We start from the raw sequence: 19,723 nt of genomic DNA, 5'->3' as shown, positions 1-19,723 counted from the left end.
CCCCAGCCCACGAATGTGGGTGTTCCGTATCGGCGCGAGGGGCGCCGACGTTGATAGTCGACGATCACCATCCGGGCCCTGAGAAGAAGTTGTGAAGAACCTATGCGACCGCTTTGTCCCTTGGGCGCGGAGCGGCTACCGCCCTTCGGGTACGAGGTCCTTGACGTCGTCGTACCCGACCTTGGCCGGTGCCGCGGTCGGCGCGTAGATCACGCGGATCACGCCGGTCGGGAACGCCTCGGTGGCCAGTACGCGCAGGTGGTACGGCGCCGTACCGTCGTCGAACAGCTTCTCGCCCTTGCGCGCCGCCACCGGATGTACCAGCAGGCGCAGCTCGTCGAGCAGCCCAGCGGCGAGCAGTTGCCGCACCACGGTGATCGAACCGGGGATGAGGACGCCTTTGACGCCGGCATCGGCCTTGAGCGCGGCGACCGCTTCGAGGAGGTCCCCGCTGATCAGCTCGGAGTTGCGCCACGTGAACTCCAGCGGCTGGCGCGAGACGACCACCTTGCGCATGTCGCCCAGTTGCTTGGCGAGCGCCGCGTCCTCCTCGCCGGCGGTCTCCCGGTCGGGCCAGGCGCCGGCGAAGCTTTCGTAGGTGCCACGGCCGATGAGCAGCACGTCAGCGGTGTCGTAGTCCTCGCTGACGGCGCGGCCCATGTTCTCGTCGAAGTACGGGAAGTGCCAGTCCGGGTCGATCTCGGCCACGCCGTCGGCCGAGATGAACAGGGTGGAGATGACCTTTGCCATCGGAGTACTCCCTCTCAGTCAGGTGCTGTCGGTAGGTAGACCGGCGCAGGCTCCCAAACTCATCGGTCTGCCCCGGGGTGCCGCCACGCCCGCGCGGGTTGTGAAGCCGCGGAGGGCGAGGCTGCGGGAGCAGCGGCCTCCACCACGACGCACGTCGCGGTAGCCCAACATCATTTGGAACAGGTCGCCGGCTGGATGCCGGCGTGCCCGCGTGCGAAATCAGGACCGTCAGTGGCCGCGGTCGACCCAGGTTTGCAGGTGGGGTGACTCGGCTCCGATGGTCGTGGGGTCGCCGTGGCCGGTGCGGACCGTGGTCTCCGGCGGCAGGCCGAGCAGCCGGTCGCTGATCGACCGGATGATCGTCGGGAAGTCCGAGTACGACCGGCCGGTCGCGCCGGGGCCGCCCGCGAACAGCGTGTCTCCGGTGAAGACCGTGCCGAGCGCCGGGGCGTACAGGCACACGGCGCCCGGTGCGTGTCCCGGGGTGTGCAGCACGGTGAGGGCGGTGCCGGCGACCTCGATGGTCTGCCCGTCGGCCAGCTCCCCGTGGGGCGAGTGCTCGGGATGGGTCAGTTTCCACAGTGGAAGGTCGTCGGGGTGCAGCAGGATCGGCGCGCCGGTCGCTGCGGCCACCGCCGGCGCCGCGTTGACGTGGTCGTTGTGCGCGTGGGTGCACACGATGGCCCGGACCGCCCGGTCGCCCACCTGGGCGATGATGGCGTCGGCCTCGTGCGCGGCGTCGATCACGACGACCTCGTGGTCGTCACCGACGATCCAGACGTTGTTGTCGACCTCCCACACGCCGCCGTCGAGCGCGAACGTTCCCGACGTCACTAGGCGTTCGATGCGCGCGCCGCCGCTCACAGCAGCACCACCGAGCGCAGTACGTCGCCGGCGTGCATGCGTTCGAACGCCTGCTCGACCTCGTCCAGCGCGATGGTCTCGGTGACGAACGCGTCCAGGTCGAGCCGCCCCTGCAGGTACAGGTCGATCAGCATCGGGAAGTCGCGGCTGGGCAGGCAGTCGCCGTACCACGAGGACTTGAGCGCGCCGCCCCGCCCGAACACGTCGAGCAGCGGCAGGTCCAGCCGCATCTCCGGCGTCGGCACGCCGACCAGTACCACCGTGCCGGCCAGGTCGCGCGCGTAGAACGCCTGCTGGTACGTCTCCGGGCGGCCGACCGCCTCGATGACCACGTCGGCGCCGAACCCGCCGGTCAGCTCCCGGATGGCCTCGACCGCGTCGGTGCTGGCGGAGTTGACGGTGTGCGTGGCGCCCAGCTTCTTCGCGGTCTCCAGCTTGCGGTCGTCGATGTCGACCGCGACGATCCGGGCTGCGCCCGCCAGCCGGGCGCCCACGACCGCGGCGTTGCCGACGCCGCCGCAGCCGATGACGGCGACCGAGTCACCGCGACCGACGCCGCCGGTGTTGATGGCCGCGCCGAGGCCGGCCATCACGCCGCAGCCGAGCAGGCCGGCGGCGGCCGCGGACGCCGCCGGGTCGACCTTCGTACACTGACCGGCCGCGACCAGCGTCTTCTCGACGAACGCGCCGATGCCGAGCGCGGGTGACAGGGCGGTGCCGTCTTCGAGTGTCATCTTCTGCGTGGCGTTGTGGGTGTTGAAGCAGTACCAGGGGCGCCCGCGCAGGCAGGCGCGGCACTGGCCGCACACCGCTCGCCAGTTCAGGATCACGAAGTCGCCGGGTGCCACGTCGGTGACGTTTTCCCCGACCGCCTCGACGATGCCGGCCGCCTCGTGGCCGAGCAGGAACGGGAACTCGTCGTTGATGCCGCCCTGCCGGTAGTGCAGGTCGGTATGGCACACCCCGCACGCCTGGACCTTGACGACCGCCTCGCCCGGACCGGGATCGGGCACCACCACGGTGGTCAGCTCAACGGGGGCGTTCTTGGTGCGTGCGATCACGCCGCGTACGTGCTGCGCCATGGGTATCCGGCTCCTCCTCATGGTGTGCGGACCTTCACCCTACGCGTTTGTGGATCTCCTTGGCCGCCCCGCCGACGGGGTAGCCTGTGTATCGACATCAGTGGATCAGTCGAGGAGGTTGCGATGAAACGGTGGATCGCGATGTTCCTCGGCGCTGTCCTGGTGCCGATCGCGCCCGGTCCGGCGCACGCACGACCGGGCGGCGACGGGTGGCGGCCGCTCGCACCGATCGCGGGCGGTCCCCGGCAGGAGCACAGCGCCGCCGCGGTAGGCGACCGGATCTACGTCGTCGGCGGCATCGTCGGCGACTCCGCCGGTGGCTTCGTCACCACCGACCGGGTGGAGGTGTACGACGTCCGGCGCGATACGTGGTCGGACGCCGCACCGCTGCCCGTCGCGATGAACCACCCCAACGTGGCGGTGGCCGGTGGCCGGCTCTACGTCCTCGGCGGTCTTTCCGGCGGGGCCTCGTGGCAGGCACTGCCCGACTGCTTCGTCTACGACCCGCGTGCGGACCGGTGGACGCGACTGCCCTCGATGCCGCTGGACATGGCGCGGGGCAGCGCCGCGGTGGGCACCCGAGGCGCCAGGATCTACCTCGCCGGCGGCATGCGCACGCTGACGCCGGCTCCCGGCGGTGTTCAGGACACAGTGGACACCGTGTCGTCGTATGACGTCGTGACCGGGCGGTGGGAGGCGCTGCCCCACCTGCCGCAGGCGCGTGACCACGTCGGCGGCGCCATCGTCGGCACGGTGTTCTACGTGGTCGGTGGGCGGGATCGGGGGCAGGTGAACGTGCGGGACACCGTCTACGCGTACGACCTGCGCTCGCGCCGGTGGACGCAGCGGTCGCCGATGCCGACCGCGCGTGGCGGTGTCGCCGCCGCGGCCGTCGGTGCCAGCGTCTACGTCTTCGGTGGCGAGGGCGACCATGACGGCACCGGTCCAGACGCTGTCTTCGCCGAGACCGAGGCATACGACACCGTCCACGACCGCTGGCGGCGGCTCGCACCGATGCCGGTGCCACGCCACGGCACCGCCGCGGTCGCGGTGGACGGCGCCATCTATATCGCGGGCGGCGGCGTCGAGGGTGGCGGCGCCCCGGTGGACGTCAACGACTCCTACCGGCCGCGTTGAGGGCCTTGTCCAGGCGCGGGTAGACCCGGCGGGCGTTCGCCTCGTACACCTTGTGCCGGTCCTCCGGGGTGAGGGTGAGCGCCTCGACGTAGCGGCGGGTATCGTCGAAGTAGTGGCCGGTCCGCGGGTCGATGCCGCGCACGGCGCCGACCATCTCGGAGCCGAACAGCAGGTTGTCCACGTCGCATACCTCGAAGAGCAGGTCGATGCCGGGCTGGTGGTAGACGCAGGTGTCGAAGAAGACGTTGCGCATCACCGATTCGGCCAGCGGGGGCCGGTCGAGCATGTCGGCCAGCCCGCGGAAGCGGCCCCAGTGGTACGGCACCGCGCCGCCGCCGTGCGGGATGACGAACCGCAGGTCGGGAAAGACGGTGAACAGGTCGGAGCCCAGGAACTGCATGAACGCGGTCGTGTCGGCGTTGAGGTAGTGCGAGCCGGTGGCGTGGAAGTTCGGGTTGGTCACCGCCGAGACGTGCACCATCGCCGGTACGTCCAGCTCCACCATGGCCTCGTAGAACGGGTACCAGCTCGGGTCGGTCAGCGGGGGAGAGGTCCAGTGCCCGCCGCTGGGGTCGGGATTGAGGTTGCAGCCGACGAAACCGAGCTCCTCGACGCAGCGGCGCAGCTCGGTCACCGCGCGGGCGATCGGCACGCCGGGCGACTGCGGCAGCTGGCACACCCCGATGAACCGGTCGGGGTAGAGCGACACCACGCGGGCGATGAGATCGTTGCATGCCTGGGTCCAGGCGCCGCTCACGGCTTCGTCGCCGAAGTGGTGGCCCATCGCGGAGGCGCGAGGCGAGAAGATCGTGAGGTCGACGCCGCGTTCGCGCATGAGCCGCAGCTGGCTGTCCTCAATGGACTGGCGGATCTCGTCGTCGGAGATCCGCGGGTACGGCGGCTGCTGCTGCCCGGCCCGGAAGGCGGCCTGCTGTGCCTCGCGCCAGGCCGTGTGAGCGTCGGGCGCGGTCGTGTAGTGACCGTGACAGTCGATGATCATGCCAGACCGTCTTCCGGCAGCCGGTCCACGTACCGCACGCCGAGGCTGGCCAGCAGCGGGCGGAGGTCGTACATGTCGACGCCGAGGGTGCCGGCGGCCAGTTTTTCGCGCTTGGCCGCCTCGTTGTCGAGCCGCTTGGCCGCCGCCTCGGCGACGGTGCGGCCGGTCGCGGCGGGCAGCGCGATGACGCCGTCGTCGTCGGCGACGATGATGTCGCCGGGCGACACGAGCTGGCCCGCCGCGACCACCGGCACGTTCACCGAGCCGGGGCTGGCCTTGACGGTGCCCTGCGCGTGCACCGCCCGGGACCAGACCGGGAAGCCCATCTCGCGCAGGCTGGCGATGTCGCGGACCCCGGCGTCGATCACGAGCCCGACGACGCCGCGCGCCATCAGCGAGGTGGCCAGCAGGTCGCCGAACATGCCGTCCGTCGACGGCGATGTCGTGGTGACCACGAGTACGTCGCCCGGCCGGCAGACCTCGACCGCCGCGTGGATCATAAGGTTGTCGCCGGGGTGGCAGGACACCGTGATCGCGGAGCCGCCGATCGCGACGCCGATCTGGCGGGCCTGGATGCTCGGGCCGAGCAGCCCGCCGCGGCCCGCCGCCTCATGAGCGGTCGCGACCCCTGCCTCGCGTAGTGCGGCGATGGTCTCCGCGTCGGCTCGGTCCACCGACCGGACGACATAGTGCGACAACGTTCCTCCTCGGCAGGTGGCCCCTTGCTCCACACACGTCTACGCCCGATGAGGTTCGTCGTCAAGATTGTCTTCAGCATTGTCAACAATAGTGCGCCCGTGCGGGGTCCATCCTGCACAGTCTCATCGCGAAGGAGTGGAGCGATGGCCAACAGACCGGAGTCGGAAGCACGCGAGATCGCCGCCAGGCGCCAGCAGGAGCTGGACTTCCTGGAGCAAGAGGCCGCGGCAACACGACCCGACCGGACGGAGGCAGCAACATCCCGGATATTGCTGCCTCCGAGGGCGGTTGAGGCGACAAAATCAGGGTTTTTGTCAGGATCTTGAGCGTGACTGGGCGCGGAGGGTGAGGCTGCGGGAGCAGCGGTCCTGCGCGCGACGGGCGTCGCGGTAGCTCGAATCTGGAAAGCTAGGATCATGACTGGCACCGCCCTGCGCACCGGGTTGATCGGTTACGGCCTCGCCGGCTCGGTCTTCCACGCGCCGCTGATCGCCGCCACCGAGGGCCTTGCCCTCGACACCGTGGTCACGGCGAACCCGGAACGGCAGGAGCAGGCGCGCGCCGAGCACGCGGGCATCCGCGTCGCCGCGAGCGCCGACGAGCTCTTCGAGCGGGCCGGCGACCTCGACCTGGTCGTCATCGCCTCGCCGAACAACACGCACGTCCCGCTCGCCACGACCGCGCTCAAGGCCGGCCTTTCCGTCGTCGTCGACAAGCCGGTCGCGGGCACCGCGGGGGAGGCCCGCGACCTCGCCGCCCTCGCGGACAAAAGCGGGCTTCTCCTGTCCGTTTTCCAGAACCGCCGGTGGGACAACGACTTCCTCACCGTCCGCCGGCTCATCGACGACGGCGAACTGGGTGACGTGTGGCGGTTCGAGTCGCGGTACGAGCGGTGGCGGCCGCGGCTCAAGGGCGGCTGGCGCGAGTCCGGTGACCCGGCGCAGGTCGGCGGTCTGCTGTACGACCTCGGCAGCCACGTCGTCGACCAGGCGCTCGTGTTGTTCGGCCCGGCGACGCGGGTCTACGCCGAGTCCGACAACCGCCGGCCGGGTGCCGAGACCGACGACGACACCTTCGTCGCGCTCACGCACGCCAGCGGTGTGCGCTCGCACCTGTACGTCTCGGCGACGGCCGCCCAGCTCGGCCCGCGTTTCCGGGTGCTGGGCTCGCGGGCCGGCTACGTCAAGTACGGGCTCGATCCGCAGGAGCAGGCCCTGCGCGCCGGCGAGCGGCCGGGGCCCGAGTGGGGACGCGAGCCCGAGTCGGCGTGGGGGCGTCTCGGCTCCGGCGAGTCCCCGTCGACCGGCGGCGGCACGCTCGTGCCGACGCTGCCGGGCGACTATCCCGCGTACTACGCGGCCGTGGCCAAGGCTCTGCGCGGCGACGGGCCAAACCCGGTGACCGCGCTGGAGGCGGCCGCCGCCCTCGACGTGATCGAGGCGGCCCGCCGTTCGGCCCGCGACGGCGTGGCGGTGCCGCTCTAGTTCGGTGGTTGTCCCATGGCTTCGCGGAGCAGCTGGAGCATGGCCTCACGGTTGGCCTGTTCGCCGCCGGTCGGATCGGTCACCCGGTAGCCGAGCAGGTCGACCGCGTCGGCCGGTACGTCGCCAGCGCCGGGCGGGCCATCGGTGGCGAAGCCGAAGAGGTGACGCAGCGCCGCTTGCGCGAGGTCGAGCGGGTGAAACGGCAGCGGATAGGGGTCTTCGGACTCGACGGGATGCTGGCCGGCCCAGTACGCCACCTCGAACGGCAGCGGCTCGCCGATGTTCTCGACGATGCCGCTGCCCGGAGAGAGGGTGAGTGAGCGGACCAGCGTGCCGTCCGACCACGTGGCGTAGGAGAGCCAGTCGACGACGGAGTGCGTGCCGAGCGTCGCGCCCCGCTGGCCGTCGCCGATCCGGCGCAGGTGGTCGGGCAGCGTCGACGGGCGATCGAACGTGAGCCGCTGGTCGCAGACGATGTCCAGGCCGGCGGAGCTCGACGCGAAGACCACGTCGTCCGGCGGGTAGGTGGCGTACCGCAGCGCCCGCCCGCCTTCTCGCCCATCGCCACCCGCCTCACCGTCGAACCGCCTACCGTGGCGGGTGGCCGGCCGGCCCACCCGCCACAGCCTAGGGCGTTACGAGGCGTACAGCTCCACCTCGTTGACCCGGACGAAGCCGGGCTGATGGTCGGGGCCGTGGATGCCGATGACGCGCACGAGCCGGGTCGTCTGCGCGCTGCCGAAGCGGATCTCGACCGAGGTGTTGACGTTGCCTCGTATGCCGCCGACCGTCAGGAACGTGACGCCGTTCCAGACCTGTACGTCGAAGTCCCGGATCGGATAACCCTGGCTCGTGTACAGGACCATGCGCCTGAACGTCTTGTTGACGCCCATGTCGAGCTGCAGCCACTGCGGGTTGGTCGGCGGGTACACGCCGGCGGAGTTGGCCCAGCTGTGCGAGCCGCCGAGTGCGGTGTTGTTGTCGCAGTCGCTCGCCCGGCTAGGCGCGTAGCCCTCCCGCGCGAAGGTGCTGGACGCCGCCGCGAGCGCACCGCAGGCCAGGTTGTCGATCCCGGTGCCGCCGTCGCCGCCCACGCTGCACATCTGGAACTGCACCTTCCCGGTGTTGTACTCCTTGTAGGTCGAATCGGTGTGCAGGACGTGCATCATCCCGCCGTCGGAGTCGCGTTCCTGGTACGTGACGGTGGTCTTGAGCGTGGGGCCGCCGTTCGGCACCGTGTAGCTGATCTCGGTGGTTCTCGTCTTACCGCCGTTCACCTCGTACCACTGGAATCCCAGCGCGTCACCCCACACGTTCTTGTCCCAGGTCGTCAGGAACCGGTCGACGATCTGCCACGTGGTCATGTGCTTGCGCTTCACCTTCGGGAAGTAGACGTTGGCGACCTGGCCCGACTTGCTGATCACGACCAGCCGCATCTCCCGCTTTCCGCCCAGGAACGTGCCGAACGTGCTGCGGTCGTCCGTCTTCCAGACGTGCATGTACTCCTCGCCCCGGTTGTTGCGGATGCCGGTGGGGTTGCAGGCGAGGGACATGAGTCTCGGGCCGGATTGCGCGGCCGGGCCGGCGGCGGTATCGGCGGACCCGACCACGGTGCTGCCGCCGCCGCCGTAATCGATCCGCTCATGGACGGACAGCACCCAGACCTCGTAGGTCTCCACGTACGCCTCGTCGATGATGTTCAGCGGCGCGATGCTGAGGTCGGTGTCGAACCAGTAGCTCTGCACGCTCTGGACCGACTGGTCGGCCGGCCGGACGGCCATCTCGACCCGGTCCGTGGTGTAGACCCCGTCGTCCTGGTTGGGGATGTAGATCTGCGGCTCGTACTGGAACCCGTCGACCACGAAGTTGGCCACCTGGTTCTTGAACTCGATCCACCACCACTCGCCCGTGTTGACCAGGCCGCTCGCCTCGGCCTCGGCGATGACGCTGGACAGCAGGGCCTCGGTGTCGCCGTCGACCTGGCGGGCGGCCACGTTGCGTATCAACCAGCGCAGGTTGGCGTCGGCGCTGACGCGCCCCGTGGTGTACAGCAGCTCCTGGAGCCGGCTCTCGATCTCGAGCTCCAGCGCCGGTATCGGCGCGGGTGCGGCGGCCGGCGCGGCCGCCACCGGGCCGCTGACCGCGACCGCCAGCAGTGGCGCGCCGACGATCGCGGCCATGGCGATCCGCCAGATGGATCGCGGTCGGCGACCGCGACGGTGTGGGGGTGGGGAACCGGGGAGGAGACTCACGGGCGGTCCTTTCGGGGTCCTGAGGCACGGCCGTCAGCAGAATGTCGGACCGCCGCCCGGGCAGCATCGGGAGACACCCGCAACGCCCACCCGCAAACCCTCAGACCGCCTCGCCGGTCTCCGTGCCGAACACGCGGCGCGCCAGCGCGACCCTGGACCGCACGCCGAGCTTGGCGAACGACCGGGAGATGTGCGCCTCGACCGTCTTCTGGCTCAGGTACAGCCGCGTGGCGATCTCCCGGTTGGTCATGCCGGCGGCGGCGAGCTCGACCACCTCGCGCTCCCGGCCGGTGAGCAGGTCGATGCCACTGGCGGCCAACGGGCGCGCCGGACCGGCGCGGCGCGGCCCCATCGCGGCGAGCCGCCGTTCGGTGCGGGCGAGGCGGGCGTTGAGCCAGTCGGCGTCGCACGCCGCGAACAGGTTCTTGGCCTGGCCCAGCTCGCCGCGGGCACGGTCCGGCCGGCCGGCCTGGGCGAGCAGCTCGGCCGCCAGGTGACGGGCCCTGCCCTCGTCGGCCGGAGCACCGGCGTCCGCGTAACCGGTCGCGGCGGCCACCGCCTCGCCGGCCGCCTCGTCGACCAGTCCGGCGCGGGCCAGTACCCGTGCGCGGGCGTCGCGCGCGGCGGCGACCTGGTGCGACAGGCCGAGCCCGCGGGCCTGGTCCAGCGCCCGATCCGCCAGCTCCCGCGCCGGCCCGACGTGGTCCAGCTCGGCGTTGGCCACCGCGCACAGCGCCGACCGGTAGGCGGCGGCCTCGGCACGCCAGGCACCACTGTCCGGTTCGGACAGCTCGGCCAAGCAGCGCGCCGGGTCCTCGGCGGCCAGGTAGACCGTCGCCAGGTCGAGCTTGACGATCCCGGACCACCAGCCCGAGCGGGGGCGGCGTCCACGGGCGATCTCGCGCGCGAGTTCGATGGCGGCGCGCGGGCCGTCACGCCACAGCACCGGTTTGAGCATCACCGCCGTCGCCATGGCGGCCGTCTCGACCCCGTGGATCAGCCGGGACAGCTCGCGCGCCTCGGCCGCCACAGCGAGCGCCGCCGCCGACTGTCCACATCGGATGTGCAGTGCCGCCGCCGTGATCAGCAGGTACGGGATGCTGTGGCTGCGCCCATGCCGGTACGCCAGCGCCATGCCGCGGTCGAGGTGACGGCGGGCCGCGTCGTAGCGCTGCAGATGCCACTCCACCCACGCCAGTGGCGCGACGAGCTCGATGTACGGCAGCACGACCGTGTCGCCGCACCCGTCGACCAGCCAGGCGCCGCGCTCCGCACACCGCTCGGCGTCGACGATGTGCCCGAGTTGCAGGTGCCCCAACGCGAGCAGGGCACACGCGGCCGCCTCCAGAGCCAGGTCGCCGGTCGCGGCGGTGATCGGCAGTGCTCGGTGGCCGTACCGCTCGGCGCTCACCGGGTCGTCGCGAGCCAGCTCGACCGCGGCCAGCTCGACCAAGGCGTGCGCCGCAGCCCGGCCGTCGTCGCGGCATCGGGCCAGCTCGCCGGCGAGCAGCGCCTTGGCCTCGTCGAACTGGCCGAGCAGCCGGCACACCACCGACGCGAACGTGACCGCCTCCACCCGGCGCCGGCCGTCGATCCGGATCACCTCCTGCAGCAGCGACCGGCTCTCGGCGAGCTGACCGGTCATGCCCAGGGCGCGGCCGAGCGCCAGTTGGAGGTCGACCCGCCGGCCGGCCAGCTCGGGCGCCTCCGGCATGATCCGCAAGGCGGCGCGGAGCAGGCGCGCGGCGGTCGTGGGGGCGGTGTGCAGGCAGGCCGTACCCGCCTCGGCCAGGGTGCTCGCCGCCGGGCCGTCGCCGGGGTGGGCGGAGCGTTCGGTGTGGTGGGCCACGACCTGCAGCGGCCCGTGCCGTGTCCGCAGGAACTCCGCGGCCCGCGCGTGGGCCTGGTTACGCCACCCGCCGCCCGCCTTCCAGTACGCCGCCGTGCGGACCAGCGGATGCTGGAAGCGCAGTGCGGAGTCGGCGGTCGTCGTCAGCACGCCGAGCCGGTCGAGTGCGTCGACCGCGGCGGCCACCCGCGGCTCCGGCAGCTCCGCGATCCAGGCGACCAGATCGAGGGCGGCGGGGTCGCCGGCGACGGCGGCCGCCCGCGCGACGTGCTGCAGTTCCGGGTCGAGGCTGTCCAGCTCGGCGAAGAAGACGTCGAGCAGCGCGCGTTCGGGCGCGGCTTGGCCGTCGCCGGTGCCGGCCAGCTGCGCCAGGGTCTCGTCGCCGGCGCCGGCCAGCGCGCGCAGGTACAGCGGGTTGCCGCCGCTGCCGAGGTAGAGCAGGCGCCGCCGCCGCTCCGGCTCGCCGGGCAGCAGCGCGTCGACGTCGGCCGTGGTCAGCGGCCCGAGGCCGATCACGCTCGCGGCCGGCCCCAGGTGGAACGCGGCGTCGGCCACCCCCGCCGGTGCCGGCGCCGGCCGGTACGCCACGGCGATCAGCAGACCGCCGGCGGGCGGGCGCCGCAGCAGGTATCCGGTCAACTCCACCGCCGACTGATCCGCCCAGTGCAGGTCGTCGAGGACCAGCACCGTGGGTCGCGCCGCGGCGAGCTCCTTCAGCAGGCCGCGAATCTGCTGGAAGAGCCGGGGCCGGTCCAGGTCCTGAAACGGGCCGCCAGCCTTGCCGTCCAGCGCCAGGAGCGTCGCGGGGTCGGCGCCCGACATCTCGGCCACGCCCGTGAACGCGTCCCGGTAGACGGCGAAAGGCACATGACGCTCGAACTCGGTGGCGCTTCCCCAGTACACGAGGGCATCGAGGGTCGACGCGCGGCGAGCCAGCTCCGAAAGGAGCCTGGTCTTGCCGATCCCCGCCTGGCCGTGAACCACCAGCGCCCGGAACTCGCCGCGGCCCATCGCGGACAGCACCGCGTCGACGCTGCCGAGCTCCCGCTCACGGCCGACCACGCCATCCCTCAGCAAAGCAGCCACCACAGTTCCTCGGGTGCACGGCGTCCTCGCCGTCCACTCTATCGAAGAACCGGAATCCCTTACGGGGCCGCCTATGCGGTGAGGACCCCCATGTCTTCGGCCAGCGCCTGAGCCTGAGCGGAAGGCGGGAGCACGAGCTTGTACCCGACCTGCCGCACCGTGCCGATCATCGACTCGTACTCGCTGCCAAGCTTCGCGCGCAACCGCCGTACGTGCACGTCGACCGTGCGATGCCCGCCGAAGTAGTCGTATCCCCACACCTCTCGCAGCAGCTGATCCCGGGTGAACACGCGACCCGGATGCTGGGCGAGGAACTTCAGCAGTTCGAACTCCTTGTACGTCAGGTCGAGCGGCCGCCCCTTGAGCCTCGCGGCGTAGGTGTCGGGTTCGATGGCGAGCTCACCGCAGGCGATCAGCGCACCGCCCGCGCCGCCGGCCAGACCCGCCAGCCGGCTCGTCGACAGCCGCAGCCGCGCTTCCACCTCGGCGGGGCCGGCGGTGGAGAGCACCACGTCGTCGAGGCCCCAATCCGCGGCCACCCCGACCAGGCCGGCCTCGTCGACCACGGCGAGCAGCGGCACCCGCAGGCCCGTGGCCCGCAGCAGGCGGCAGACGCCCCGGGCCTCGACCAGCATGCGCCGGGCGTCCACCAGCACGGCGCCGGGGTTGGAACCCGACACCAGGGCGGACGTGTCGAGGTCGGCGACGCGTACGCCGTGGGGCAGCAGGTCGAGCGCGGGAAGCACCGGTCGTGCGGACTCCCCGGCGGACTGGGCGGTCAGTACCAGAATCTCCACGCGTCCCACCTTTCGGCCAGCCGGATCAGTCCAGCTACCAGGCAGCCTGCAGCGCCAATGTTTCGTTTTCGGTAGTCCCGTGTTTCAGGCAGCGGCTACGCGTCGTGGCTGTGCTTTCCGTGAGGGCAGCGCCGCGAGCGAGAGGCCGAGCAGCGCGGTGGCGCAACCGGTGAAGAGAAACAGCGAGAATATCGGCTGGCCGAGCCACTCCCACAGTGGATGCGGCAGGGGGTGCGGCGCGTCCAGGTGGTGCGGGACCGCGAACGGCGCGGTGAAGGCGATCGGCGACCACCACAGCACCATCGTGACGCCGAACAATACGTTGACCGCTCGCCGGGCCGGGTGCGGCGCCTGCGTGCGGCGGCTCGCCCAGCCGAACAGCAGCCAGCCCGCGACCGCTCCGAACAACCCGGCGGCGATGGCCGCCGGCGCGACCGCGGCCGGTGTCGCCCTGCTCAGGCTGACGGCCAGGTACGTGCTGTCGGCGTACTGCTGGGGATAGAGGTTCACCTCGAGTACGGTGTCGCCGCGCTTGGCGAACAGCTGGGTGTCCCGCGGGATCGCGGTCGGGTCGCACGGGGGGCCCGCACAGCTGTACATGTCGTTGTGGGTCACCGGATACACCGTCCAGCCGCCGTCTCGCAGCCGCTGCTGGGCCACGGCGGCCGCCTGCTCCACCGGCACCGGCGGCGGTCCGTTGCGCGACGCCGTGGTCGCGCTCAGCGCGTACTCGTTGCCTTCGCCGAACATCAGCAGGTCCACATGATTCAGGCTCAGCGGCTCACCGTACATTTCGAACAGTCCAGAAGGGACGTAGATGCCGTCGACCTCATGGCCGGGCAACACGTCCGCCAGGATCGCCGCCGCCTCGGCCCGGTCCGGCATGGGCCGGGAGGTCTCCCACGCCAGCCGGGTCGCCAGGGACGCGGTGAACAGGCCGCAGACCACCGCCGCCAGCGCCGCCCAGACCACGACCGTGCGGCTGGTCGGCCTGCCGAGCCGGGCGCGCAGGCCGTGACCGATCAGGTTGGTGGTCTCGCGCGCGGTCGGCCGGACCCGGGTGGGCGGCGCCGCCTCCAGCAGCGTGGCGACGAGCTCCTCGCCGCGCTCGCGACGGTAGGCGCGGGGATAGCACACCAGCAGCCGCCGGTAGCGGCGCGCCAGCGGGTCGGATGTCACCGGCATCGTCTGCCTTTCGAAAGTGGCCGGTCAGGCCGTGTGGGGTCGAAGGGTGCGCAGCCGAGCCTCGGCCGCGGTGGTGAGCCGGCGCATCCGGGCGGTCTCGGTCTCCAGGGCGGTGACGCCGTCAGGGGTGAGGCGGTAGTAGCGCCGCAGCCGGCCCTCGACCCGTTCCTCGCGGTCGAGCTCGACGAGTCCTTCGGCGGCGAGCCGGTCCAGTGCGGTGTAGAGGGTGCCGGGCAGCAGCGACGTGCTGCCCTGGGACAGCTCCGCGACGTCCTGGATGATCGCGTAGCCGTATCGAGGCCCGGGGGCCAGGGCGGTCAGGATGAGGTACGTCGGTTCGCGCATCGGTGACACGGCACGATCATAGTCAAATGATCAATACATGGGAAGCTGGTCAGCTCCGGCTGGCGAGCGTGGCGACGAGTTCGTCGACCAGCCGCTGGTCGAGGGGCTGGCCGGTGGCGAGCAGCCGGTACCAGACGACGCCGAAGACGATGTCGGCCACCGTGCCGGAGGTCGGCGTCGATGGGAGGTCGCCTCGGGCGTGGGCGCGGTCGACGATGACGCCGAGCGCCTCTCGGCGGCGCTGCAGAAACGAGGCGCGAAACCGTTCGCCGAACTCGGCGTTGATCTGCGCTTCGGCCATGAGAGCACGGAGTACCTCGATGACGTGCCTGTTGCGGCCCAGCATGAAGCTGGCGGTCAGAAACGCTCGTAGGTCGCCCGGGTAGCTGCCCTCGTCGGGGATCGGCACGTGCAGGTCGGCTTTGGCGGCCAGCGCGTCGAGCAGGACGTCGGCCTTGGATGGCCACCAGCGGTAGATGGTCTGTTTGCCGGCTCCCGATCGCGTCGCGATTCCCTCGATGGTCAGACCGGCGTAGCCGACCTCGCCGACGAGTTCGGTCGCCGCGGCCAGAATCGCCTGTCGGCTCGCCTCGCTGCGTTTGCGGCCCGGCCGCGCCGGAGTGGGTTGGTCCGTCACGGTACCCATGCTAGCGTAAATCGAACCGAGACGGTTCGGTTCGATTTAGGGAGACAGCAATGACTGACCACACCGCCCTCGTCGTCGGGGGTACCTCCGGCATCGGGTTGGCCACCGCCCGCCGGCTTCACCGCGCTGGAGCGGCCGTCCACATCGTCGGCCGCGACAAGCAGCGCCTGGAAAACGTCGCCGCCACCGACCCGGCACTCACCGGACACGCCGCCGACGGCAGCGACCCTCGCCAGATCGCCGCCGTGACCGAAGCGATCGGCCGGATCGACTGGCTCATCATCACCCTCAGCGGCAGCGAGGGCCCGGGGCCGATCGCCGATCTCGACCTCGGCATGCTGCGGCGCGCCTTCGACGCCAAGTTCTGGGGTCACATCACCACCATCCAGGCGGCCCTGCCGCACCTCGCGCCCACCGGCTCGATCACGCTGCTCGGCGCGGTCACCGCCCGCGCGGCCATGCCCGGCACCGCGGGTATCGCCGCGATCAACGCAGCCGTCGAGGCCCTCGTCAAACCACTGGCCGCCGAGCTGGCCCCGATCCGGGTCAACGGCGTCTCACCCGGTCTGGTCGACACGCCCTGGTGGAGCGGGCTTCCCGACCAGGCCCGCCAGGCATACTTCACCCAGGCCGCGCAGGCGCTGCCGACCCGACGCATCGCCACGGCCGACGACGTCGCCGAGGCGGTGGTGCTGGCGGCGACCAATCCCAACATCACCGGCACCATCCTCGAAACCGACGGCGGCGCACGCCTGGTGTCCATGACCTGACCATCCATGAGTACCGTCACTCAGGCGTGAACGCCGTGCCGCTGGCAGGGTGGACGGTATGCATCGCACATCGCGCCGGGCCACCGCGGCTGCACTGCTCGCCGCCGGGGTCGTGGCGGGCTATCTGGCCTTCCTGGGTTGGGACCAGCACAAGGACGTCGACGCCGCCGGAAACGCGTCCGGGCCGTACCAGGCATGGCAGGTCGTCGGGTATGGCGTGCTGCTGGCCGGCCTCGCCTTCGGCGCGGGTCGGCGGGGCTACCCGTGGGTGGCGACCGTGACGATCTCGGCGGTGCTGACCATTTGCTTCGCCGTCGACGCCGCGACCGACGCGGACGCCGACGGGCTGTGGCCGATCGGCGCGGCGTTGGTGGCGATCGGTTCGGCGGCCGGTGCCGCGGGCGTCGCCGCGATGGGCGCCTTCCTACGACCACGCCGCGGGCTGCAAGCGGGGTAAGCCCGGAAACCATGGATCTGAGCTACCGCGACGCTCGTCGCGCTCCAGGCCGTCGCTCCCGCGGCCTCACCCTCCGCGTCCAGTCACGCTCAAGATCCCGACAAAATCCCCGTCGTCTCAAACGCAGCCGCGGAGGGCGAGGCCGCGGGGTCGATGGGAGCGGCAGCGTAGCTGATATTTCCCGTTCCGGGTGAAGAGCGCGATTCTCGCCGTTCGGAAGGGACGGTCGTGCTTGTCTGAGGGTCGGGGCACGCCATGGTCGCGGCCTCGACGCAGGTAATCGAGGTGATGCAGTGGACATCCGTTCCTCGACCCGGTTTGGCGGTGCCGCCGCCGTGGCCGCCATCCTGAGCCTGGGCTTCAGCGCGCCGGCCGCGGCCGCCGCGACGGCGACGATCGATCCGGCGGACACCGGCACGACGGCGGCCGCGTTCGCGACCCAGAAGTGCGTCGCGGCGCTCGGCGGCGGCCCGTTCGCGGGCGACGACGTGTGGGTCTTCGCGTTGCGTACGCCGGGGCAGGGCAGCTTCACGTCGTTGACGCTGACGTTCGCCACCGAGGGCGGCCCTGTGACGCAGACCATCACGACCAGCGCGGCGGGCGACCGCGCGATCGCCGGCGACAAGGCGTGGATCAGGACCTCGGCGGGTGCGACCGCGACCGGCGAACTGGTGAACCCGCACAACCTCACCGCCGCGACCGCGCAGGTCACCGGTACGGGCGGCACCTTCGACCTGGCACAGACCTGCCCGGCCGGTGGAAGCCTTCCGCTGACTGGTTCGTCGCGCTCCGGGCCGACCGCGGACGCTGTCGCGACCCTCGGCGGCGTGCTGGTCCTCAGCGGCCTCGCGCTGCTCATCGCGCAACGCCGTCACCGCGTGCCGGCGGCGGCCGGTCCCGTCGGGCGTCACCGGCGTTCCTGACGGGGGTCAGTCCGGCGTCAGCATCGGGCCGAGATCGCGCGCCGTGGTGGCGAGAGCCCGGATCAGGTCGTTTTCCGACTCGCTGCGCCAGACCAGCACGTACGGCAGGGCGCCGAGGTCGCGCACGGGTACGTAGGCGATGTCCGGCCGGGCCGCGTACCTGCGCATGTGACTCGGGAACAGGGTCACGACCTCTCGGACGCTGGTCAGCATGAGGATCTCCTCGACGCTCCGGACCAGCGGGCCGCGCTCGATCACCCGCCCGTCGCGCGTGTGGGAGGGAAGGTAGCCGTCGAGCCAGTACTCCGGAGCGGCGGGAAGGTTCACATGTTGAAAGTCGCCGATCTGCTCCAGCGAAACCGACGTGCGCCGGGTCAGCTCGTGGTCGGCGGCTACGGCCAGTACGCGGGGCTCGGCGAACAGGATCGGGCCGACGGTGAGGTCGGGCTCCTCGACCGGAAGCCAGGTGACAAGAATGTCGAGTTCCCCGTTGCGCAGCGCCGCGAACGGGTCGACAAAGGACGCCTGCTGGAGCTTGAGCTTCCACTGTGGATGTTTGGTGCGGAAGGTGTCCCAGTAGGGGCGCAGGTCATGGGCGTTGATGGGGTTCAGGCCGACGCGTAGGACGTGGGTGATGCCCTGAGCGGCGAGCCGAGCCCGTTCGAGGCTGTCGCGCAGGCCGGCGTAGACCGGCCGCAGGTCGTCGTGGAGTTGGCGACCGAGTGGCGTGAGGACGATCCGGCGGCGATTGGCGCGGTCGAACAGCGCACCGCCCAAGCGGCGTTCCTGCTGGTTGATCGACTGGCTGACCCGTGCCTGTGAGACGTGCAACCGCTCAGCGGCCCGGCCGAAGTGGAGCTCCTCGGCCAGGACCAGAAAGATCTCGATGTCGCGTAACTCCATGCATGCCTCGATCTGCGGTTCGGTCGGCCAACCATCCGACAGGATACGGGAGGCGATCATGGTGTCCCACCCGGCTTGATAACCCGGGCGTTATCGGTAGGCGCCCGAAGTTATCGTTGATCGAGATTCGGCGCCGCAGCAGGGTATGAGCATGTCCTTGGAGTTGGCGGCGATGCACGTCGTACACCGCGCGCTGCGCCGGGAACTGGAGCTCATCGCCGGCGTCACCGTCCGGATCGACGAGGACCCCAGGCATGTCCTGCGCACGGCGCCCGGCTGGGAGCGGTTCAAGCAGACCCTACGGGCCCATCAGCGGGCCGAGGATGACCTGCTCTGGCCGGAGCTGCGGCGGCAATTGGCCGACCAGCCGGACGAGGCGGTGGTACTGGAAGCGCTGGAGGCCGAGCACGCCGCCATCGACCAGCTCATCACGATGATCGACGAGCTGCTGGACGAACCCGAAGCCGACCCGCTCCGGCTTGGCGACCTCACCGACTCCCTGGTCACCGGCTTGGCCGGGCACCTCACGCACGAGGAGGCGACGGCGATTCCCCTCATCGAGCGCGTGCTTCCAGCGGCTCAGTGGGCGGCCTTCGAGCGGGCCCACGAGGTCGAGCGATGAATACGGCTACCGAGCGTCGCCGCCCGTCGCCGGCTTCAGCCCGTCGAAGACCAGGGTCAAGATCTCCTTCATGTACCCCGGCGGCAGCGGCCGGACGCGCAGGAGCCAGGCGTGGTACAGCGGCCCGTAGATGATCTCGACGACCATGTCGAGGTCGGCGTCGGCCCGTAGTTCACCGCTTGCCTGCGCCTTCGCCAGGCGTTGTTTGGCATCGGTGACGGCTCGTTCGAGCAGTGCCCGTACGCCGTCGGCGGCAACGTCGTCGGACTGTGCGGCGATGAGCAGCCCGCGCCAGATGGCGCCGTCGTTCGTGGCGAGCAGGCCCTCCAACGCTGTCGTCTGGGCGAGCAGGTCGGCGCGCAGGTCTCCGGTGTCGGGGAAGTCGGCCGACGCCTCGCGGACGCGTTGCATCTGTTCGAGCAGCACGGCCGCCTTGGAGGGCCACCAGCGGTAGATGGTCTGCTTGCCCACCCCGGCGCGGGCGGCGATGGCCTCGATCGTGGTGGCGGCGAAGCCGACCTCGACGCAGAGGTCGGCCGCCGCGGCCAGGATCGCCTGCCGGGACTGCTCGCTGCGGCGGCTCGGATCCGGTCGACGACTCACGGTCACACATCGTACACGAGGCGAAACGTCTCGTCTTAACAGTAAGGAGTTCATGGTGGGACACGGCAACAGCGGCTTCTCCGAGGCGGGGCTGCGCAGACTGCATGACGTGCTGGCTGGGCATGTCGACTCCGGCACGATCCCCGGCCTGGTCGCTTTGGTCAGCCGAAACGGTCAGACACATGTGGAAACGCTCGGCACCATGCACCGTGACGGTGGCCCGCCGATGCGCCGCGACACCATCTTCCGGATGGCCTCCACCTCCAAAC

Annotated in this window: 21 protein-coding genes; 7 read left to right on the top strand and 14 right to left on the bottom strand. The window is 71.1% G+C overall.

Features of this window, described 5'->3' with window-relative positions:
• Window positions 1-135 precede the first annotated feature (135 nt).
• The 3 genes from QMG73_RS33645 to QMG73_RS33635 all read right to left on the bottom strand — a co-directional run bounded on the left by QMG73_RS33645 (window position 136) and on the right by QMG73_RS33635 (window position 2,696).
• The gene (locus QMG73_RS33645; protein WP_281902516.1) at window positions 136-750 is read right to left on the bottom strand and encodes a dihydrofolate reductase family protein; all 615 of its coding nucleotides are present in this window, start codon (window positions 748-750) and stop codon (window positions 136-138) included.
• 228 nt (window positions 751-978) lie between these two features.
• Complete coding sequence (locus QMG73_RS33640) at window positions 979-1,614, bottom strand: MBL fold metallo-hydrolase (RefSeq protein WP_281902514.1); 636 nt, start codon at window positions 1,612-1,614, stop codon at window positions 979-981.
• Window positions 1,611-2,696, bottom strand: coding sequence for an S-(hydroxymethyl)mycothiol dehydrogenase (locus QMG73_RS33635; RefSeq protein WP_281902513.1), 1,086 nt, complete (start codon window positions 2,694-2,696; stop codon window positions 1,611-1,613). Before QMG73_RS33635 ends, QMG73_RS33640 begins: the two co-directional genes overlap by 4 nt.
• 123 nt (window positions 2,697-2,819) lie before the next feature.
• Between QMG73_RS33635 and QMG73_RS33630 the strand changes: the two genes are divergently transcribed.
• Window positions 2,820-3,833: a Kelch repeat-containing protein gene (locus tag QMG73_RS33630; protein WP_281902511.1), complete on the top strand. Its 1,014-nt coding sequence runs from the start codon at window positions 2,820-2,822 to the stop codon at window positions 3,831-3,833.
• Here QMG73_RS33630 and QMG73_RS33625 read toward each other — a convergent pair.
• Window positions 3,808-4,833 (bottom strand): amidohydrolase family protein, encoded by a 1,026-nt coding sequence (locus QMG73_RS33625; protein ID WP_281902509.1) that lies wholly within the window; start codon window positions 4,831-4,833, stop codon window positions 3,808-3,810. The two genes, QMG73_RS33630 and QMG73_RS33625, sit on opposite strands and share 26 nt — an antisense overlap.
• Window positions 4,830-5,531 carry a 4-carboxy-4-hydroxy-2-oxoadipate aldolase/oxaloacetate decarboxylase gene (locus tag QMG73_RS33620; protein WP_281902507.1) on the bottom strand — a complete coding sequence of 234 codons (702 nt, stop codon included), beginning with the start codon at window positions 5,529-5,531 and terminating at the stop codon, window positions 4,830-4,832. The genes QMG73_RS33625 and QMG73_RS33620 overlap by 4 nt, the downstream gene beginning before the upstream one ends.
• Before the next feature lie 417 nt (window positions 5,532-5,948).
• Here QMG73_RS33620 and QMG73_RS33615 point away from each other — a divergent pair, with 417 nt between their 5' ends.
• On the top strand, window positions 5,949-7,016 hold the full coding sequence (locus tag QMG73_RS33615; RefSeq protein ID WP_281902506.1) for a Gfo/Idh/MocA family protein: 1,068 nt from the start codon (window positions 5,949-5,951) through the stop codon (window positions 7,014-7,016).
• Here the strand turns inward: QMG73_RS33615 and QMG73_RS33610 are convergent.
• The 7 genes from QMG73_RS33610 to QMG73_RS33580 form a co-directional block, all read right to left on the bottom strand.
• A complete protein-coding gene (locus QMG73_RS33610; RefSeq protein ID WP_281902504.1) occupies window positions 7,013-7,633 on the bottom strand; it encodes a DUF6928 family protein in 621 nt (206 codons plus the stop codon). The two genes, QMG73_RS33615 and QMG73_RS33610, sit on opposite strands and share 4 nt — an antisense overlap.
• A gap of 18 nt (window positions 7,634-7,651) precedes the next feature.
• The gene (locus tag QMG73_RS33605; RefSeq protein ID WP_281902502.1) at window positions 7,652-9,196 is read right to left on the bottom strand and encodes a discoidin domain-containing protein; all 1,545 of its coding nucleotides are present in this window, start codon (window positions 9,194-9,196) and stop codon (window positions 7,652-7,654) included.
• A 172-nt stretch (window positions 9,197-9,368) separates the two neighbouring features.
• Window positions 9,369-12,203 (bottom strand): ATP-binding protein, encoded by a 2,835-nt coding sequence (locus tag QMG73_RS33600; RefSeq protein WP_281902501.1) that lies wholly within the window; start codon window positions 12,201-12,203, stop codon window positions 9,369-9,371.
• 71 nt (window positions 12,204-12,274) lie between these two features.
• Complete coding sequence (locus QMG73_RS33595) at window positions 12,275-13,000, bottom strand: response regulator transcription factor (RefSeq protein WP_281902500.1); 726 nt, start codon at window positions 12,998-13,000, stop codon at window positions 12,275-12,277.
• 84 nt (window positions 13,001-13,084) lie between these two features.
• Complete coding sequence (locus QMG73_RS33590) at window positions 13,085-14,185, bottom strand: hypothetical protein (RefSeq protein WP_281902498.1); 1,101 nt, start codon at window positions 14,183-14,185, stop codon at window positions 13,085-13,087.
• Window positions 14,186-14,209: 24 nt separating this feature from the next.
• Complete coding sequence (locus QMG73_RS33585; protein ID WP_281902630.1) at window positions 14,210-14,530, bottom strand: PadR family transcriptional regulator; 321 nt, start codon at window positions 14,528-14,530, stop codon at window positions 14,210-14,212.
• Between the two features lie 49 nt (window positions 14,531-14,579).
• Entirely contained in the window at window positions 14,580-15,167 is a 588-nt protein-coding gene (locus QMG73_RS33580) for a TetR/AcrR family transcriptional regulator (RefSeq protein ID WP_281902496.1), read from the bottom strand.
• 59 nt (window positions 15,168-15,226) lie between these two features.
• Between QMG73_RS33580 and QMG73_RS33575 the strand changes: the two genes are divergently transcribed.
• The 3 genes from QMG73_RS33575 to QMG73_RS33565 all read left to right on the top strand — a co-directional run bounded on the left by QMG73_RS33575 (window position 15,227) and on the right by QMG73_RS33565 (window position 17,326).
• Window positions 15,227-15,946: an SDR family oxidoreductase gene (locus QMG73_RS33575; RefSeq protein WP_281902494.1), complete on the top strand. Its 720-nt coding sequence runs from the start codon at window positions 15,227-15,229 to the stop codon at window positions 15,944-15,946.
• Window positions 15,947-16,004: 58 nt separating this feature from the next.
• Window positions 16,005-16,403 carry a hypothetical protein gene (locus QMG73_RS33570; RefSeq protein WP_281902493.1) on the top strand — a complete coding sequence of 133 codons (399 nt, stop codon included), beginning with the start codon at window positions 16,005-16,007 and terminating at the stop codon, window positions 16,401-16,403.
• A 293-nt stretch (window positions 16,404-16,696) separates the two neighbouring features.
• The gene (locus QMG73_RS33565) at window positions 16,697-17,326 is read left to right on the top strand and encodes a hypothetical protein (RefSeq protein WP_281902491.1); all 630 of its coding nucleotides are present in this window, start codon (window positions 16,697-16,699) and stop codon (window positions 17,324-17,326) included.
• 6 nt (window positions 17,327-17,332) lie between these two features.
• Here the strand turns inward: QMG73_RS33565 and QMG73_RS33560 are convergent, their stop codons facing one another.
• Entirely contained in the window at window positions 17,333-18,289 is a 957-nt protein-coding gene (locus QMG73_RS33560; protein WP_281902490.1) for a LysR family transcriptional regulator, read from the bottom strand.
• A 91-nt stretch (window positions 18,290-18,380) separates the two neighbouring features.
• Here QMG73_RS33560 and QMG73_RS33555 point away from each other — a divergent pair, with 91 nt between their 5' ends.
• Complete coding sequence (locus tag QMG73_RS33555; RefSeq protein ID WP_281902488.1) at window positions 18,381-18,851, top strand: hemerythrin domain-containing protein; 471 nt, start codon at window positions 18,381-18,383, stop codon at window positions 18,849-18,851.
• Between the two features lie 6 nt (window positions 18,852-18,857).
• On the opposite strand, the gene QMG73_RS33550 is transcribed toward QMG73_RS33555, so the two are convergent.
• A complete protein-coding gene (locus QMG73_RS33550; protein ID WP_281902487.1) occupies window positions 18,858-19,454 on the bottom strand; it encodes a TetR/AcrR family transcriptional regulator in 597 nt (198 codons plus the stop codon).
• A gap of 52 nt (window positions 19,455-19,506) precedes the next feature.
• On the opposite strand from QMG73_RS33550, the gene QMG73_RS33545 reads away from it, so the two are divergent.
• Window positions 19,507-19,723, top strand: a 217-nt coding sequence (locus tag QMG73_RS33545; RefSeq protein ID WP_281902485.1) for a serine hydrolase, incomplete at its 3' end; no start/stop codon positions are given.

The sequence above is a fragment of the Phytohabitans aurantiacus genome, from assembly GCF_027923225.1.
Lineage (GTDB): Bacteria > Actinomycetota > Actinomycetes > Mycobacteriales > Micromonosporaceae > Phytohabitans > Phytohabitans aurantiacus.
Note: the sequence above shows the minus strand (reverse complement) of the source record. Positions and strands in the feature narration are given on the sequence as shown.

Excerpts from the sequence above, each read along its gene's own strand:
- QMG73_RS33575 (WP_281902494.1), top strand. The coding sequence starts at position 15,227 with ATGACTGACCACACCGCCCTCGTCGTCGGGGGTACCTCCGGCATCGGG.
- QMG73_RS33570 (WP_281902493.1), top strand. The coding sequence starts at position 16,005 with ATGCATCGCACATCGCGCCGGGCCACCGCGGCTGCACTGCTCGCCGCC.
- QMG73_RS33555 (WP_281902488.1), top strand. The coding sequence starts at position 18,381 with ATGTCCTTGGAGTTGGCGGCGATGCACGTCGTACACCGCGCGCTGCGC.
- QMG73_RS33625 (WP_281902509.1), bottom strand. The coding sequence starts at position 4,833 with ATGATCATCGACTGTCACGGTCACTACACGACCGCGCCCGACGCTCAC.
- QMG73_RS33615 (WP_281902506.1), top strand. The coding sequence starts at position 5,949 with ATGACTGGCACCGCCCTGCGCACCGGGTTGATCGGTTACGGCCTCGCC.
- QMG73_RS33590 (WP_281902498.1), bottom strand. The coding sequence starts at position 14,185 with ATGCCGGTGACATCCGACCCGCTGGCGCGCCGCTACCGGCGGCTGCTG.
- QMG73_RS33605 (WP_281902502.1), bottom strand. The coding sequence starts at position 9,196 with ATGGCCGCGATCGTCGGCGCGCCACTGCTGGCGGTCGCGGTCAGCGGC.
- QMG73_RS33645 (WP_281902516.1), bottom strand. The coding sequence starts at position 750 with ATGGCAAAGGTCATCTCCACCCTGTTCATCTCGGCCGACGGCGTGGCC.
- QMG73_RS33630 (WP_281902511.1), top strand. The coding sequence starts at position 2,820 with ATGAAACGGTGGATCGCGATGTTCCTCGGCGCTGTCCTGGTGCCGATC.
- QMG73_RS33560 (WP_281902490.1), bottom strand. The coding sequence starts at position 18,289 with ATGATCGCCTCCCGTATCCTGTCGGATGGTTGGCCGACCGAACCGCAG.
- QMG73_RS33585 (WP_281902630.1), bottom strand. The coding sequence starts at position 14,530 with ATGCGCGAACCGACGTACCTCATCCTGACCGCCCTGGCCCCCGGGCCT.
- QMG73_RS33635 (WP_281902513.1), bottom strand. The coding sequence starts at position 2,696 with ATGGCGCAGCACGTACGCGGCGTGATCGCACGCACCAAGAACGCCCCC.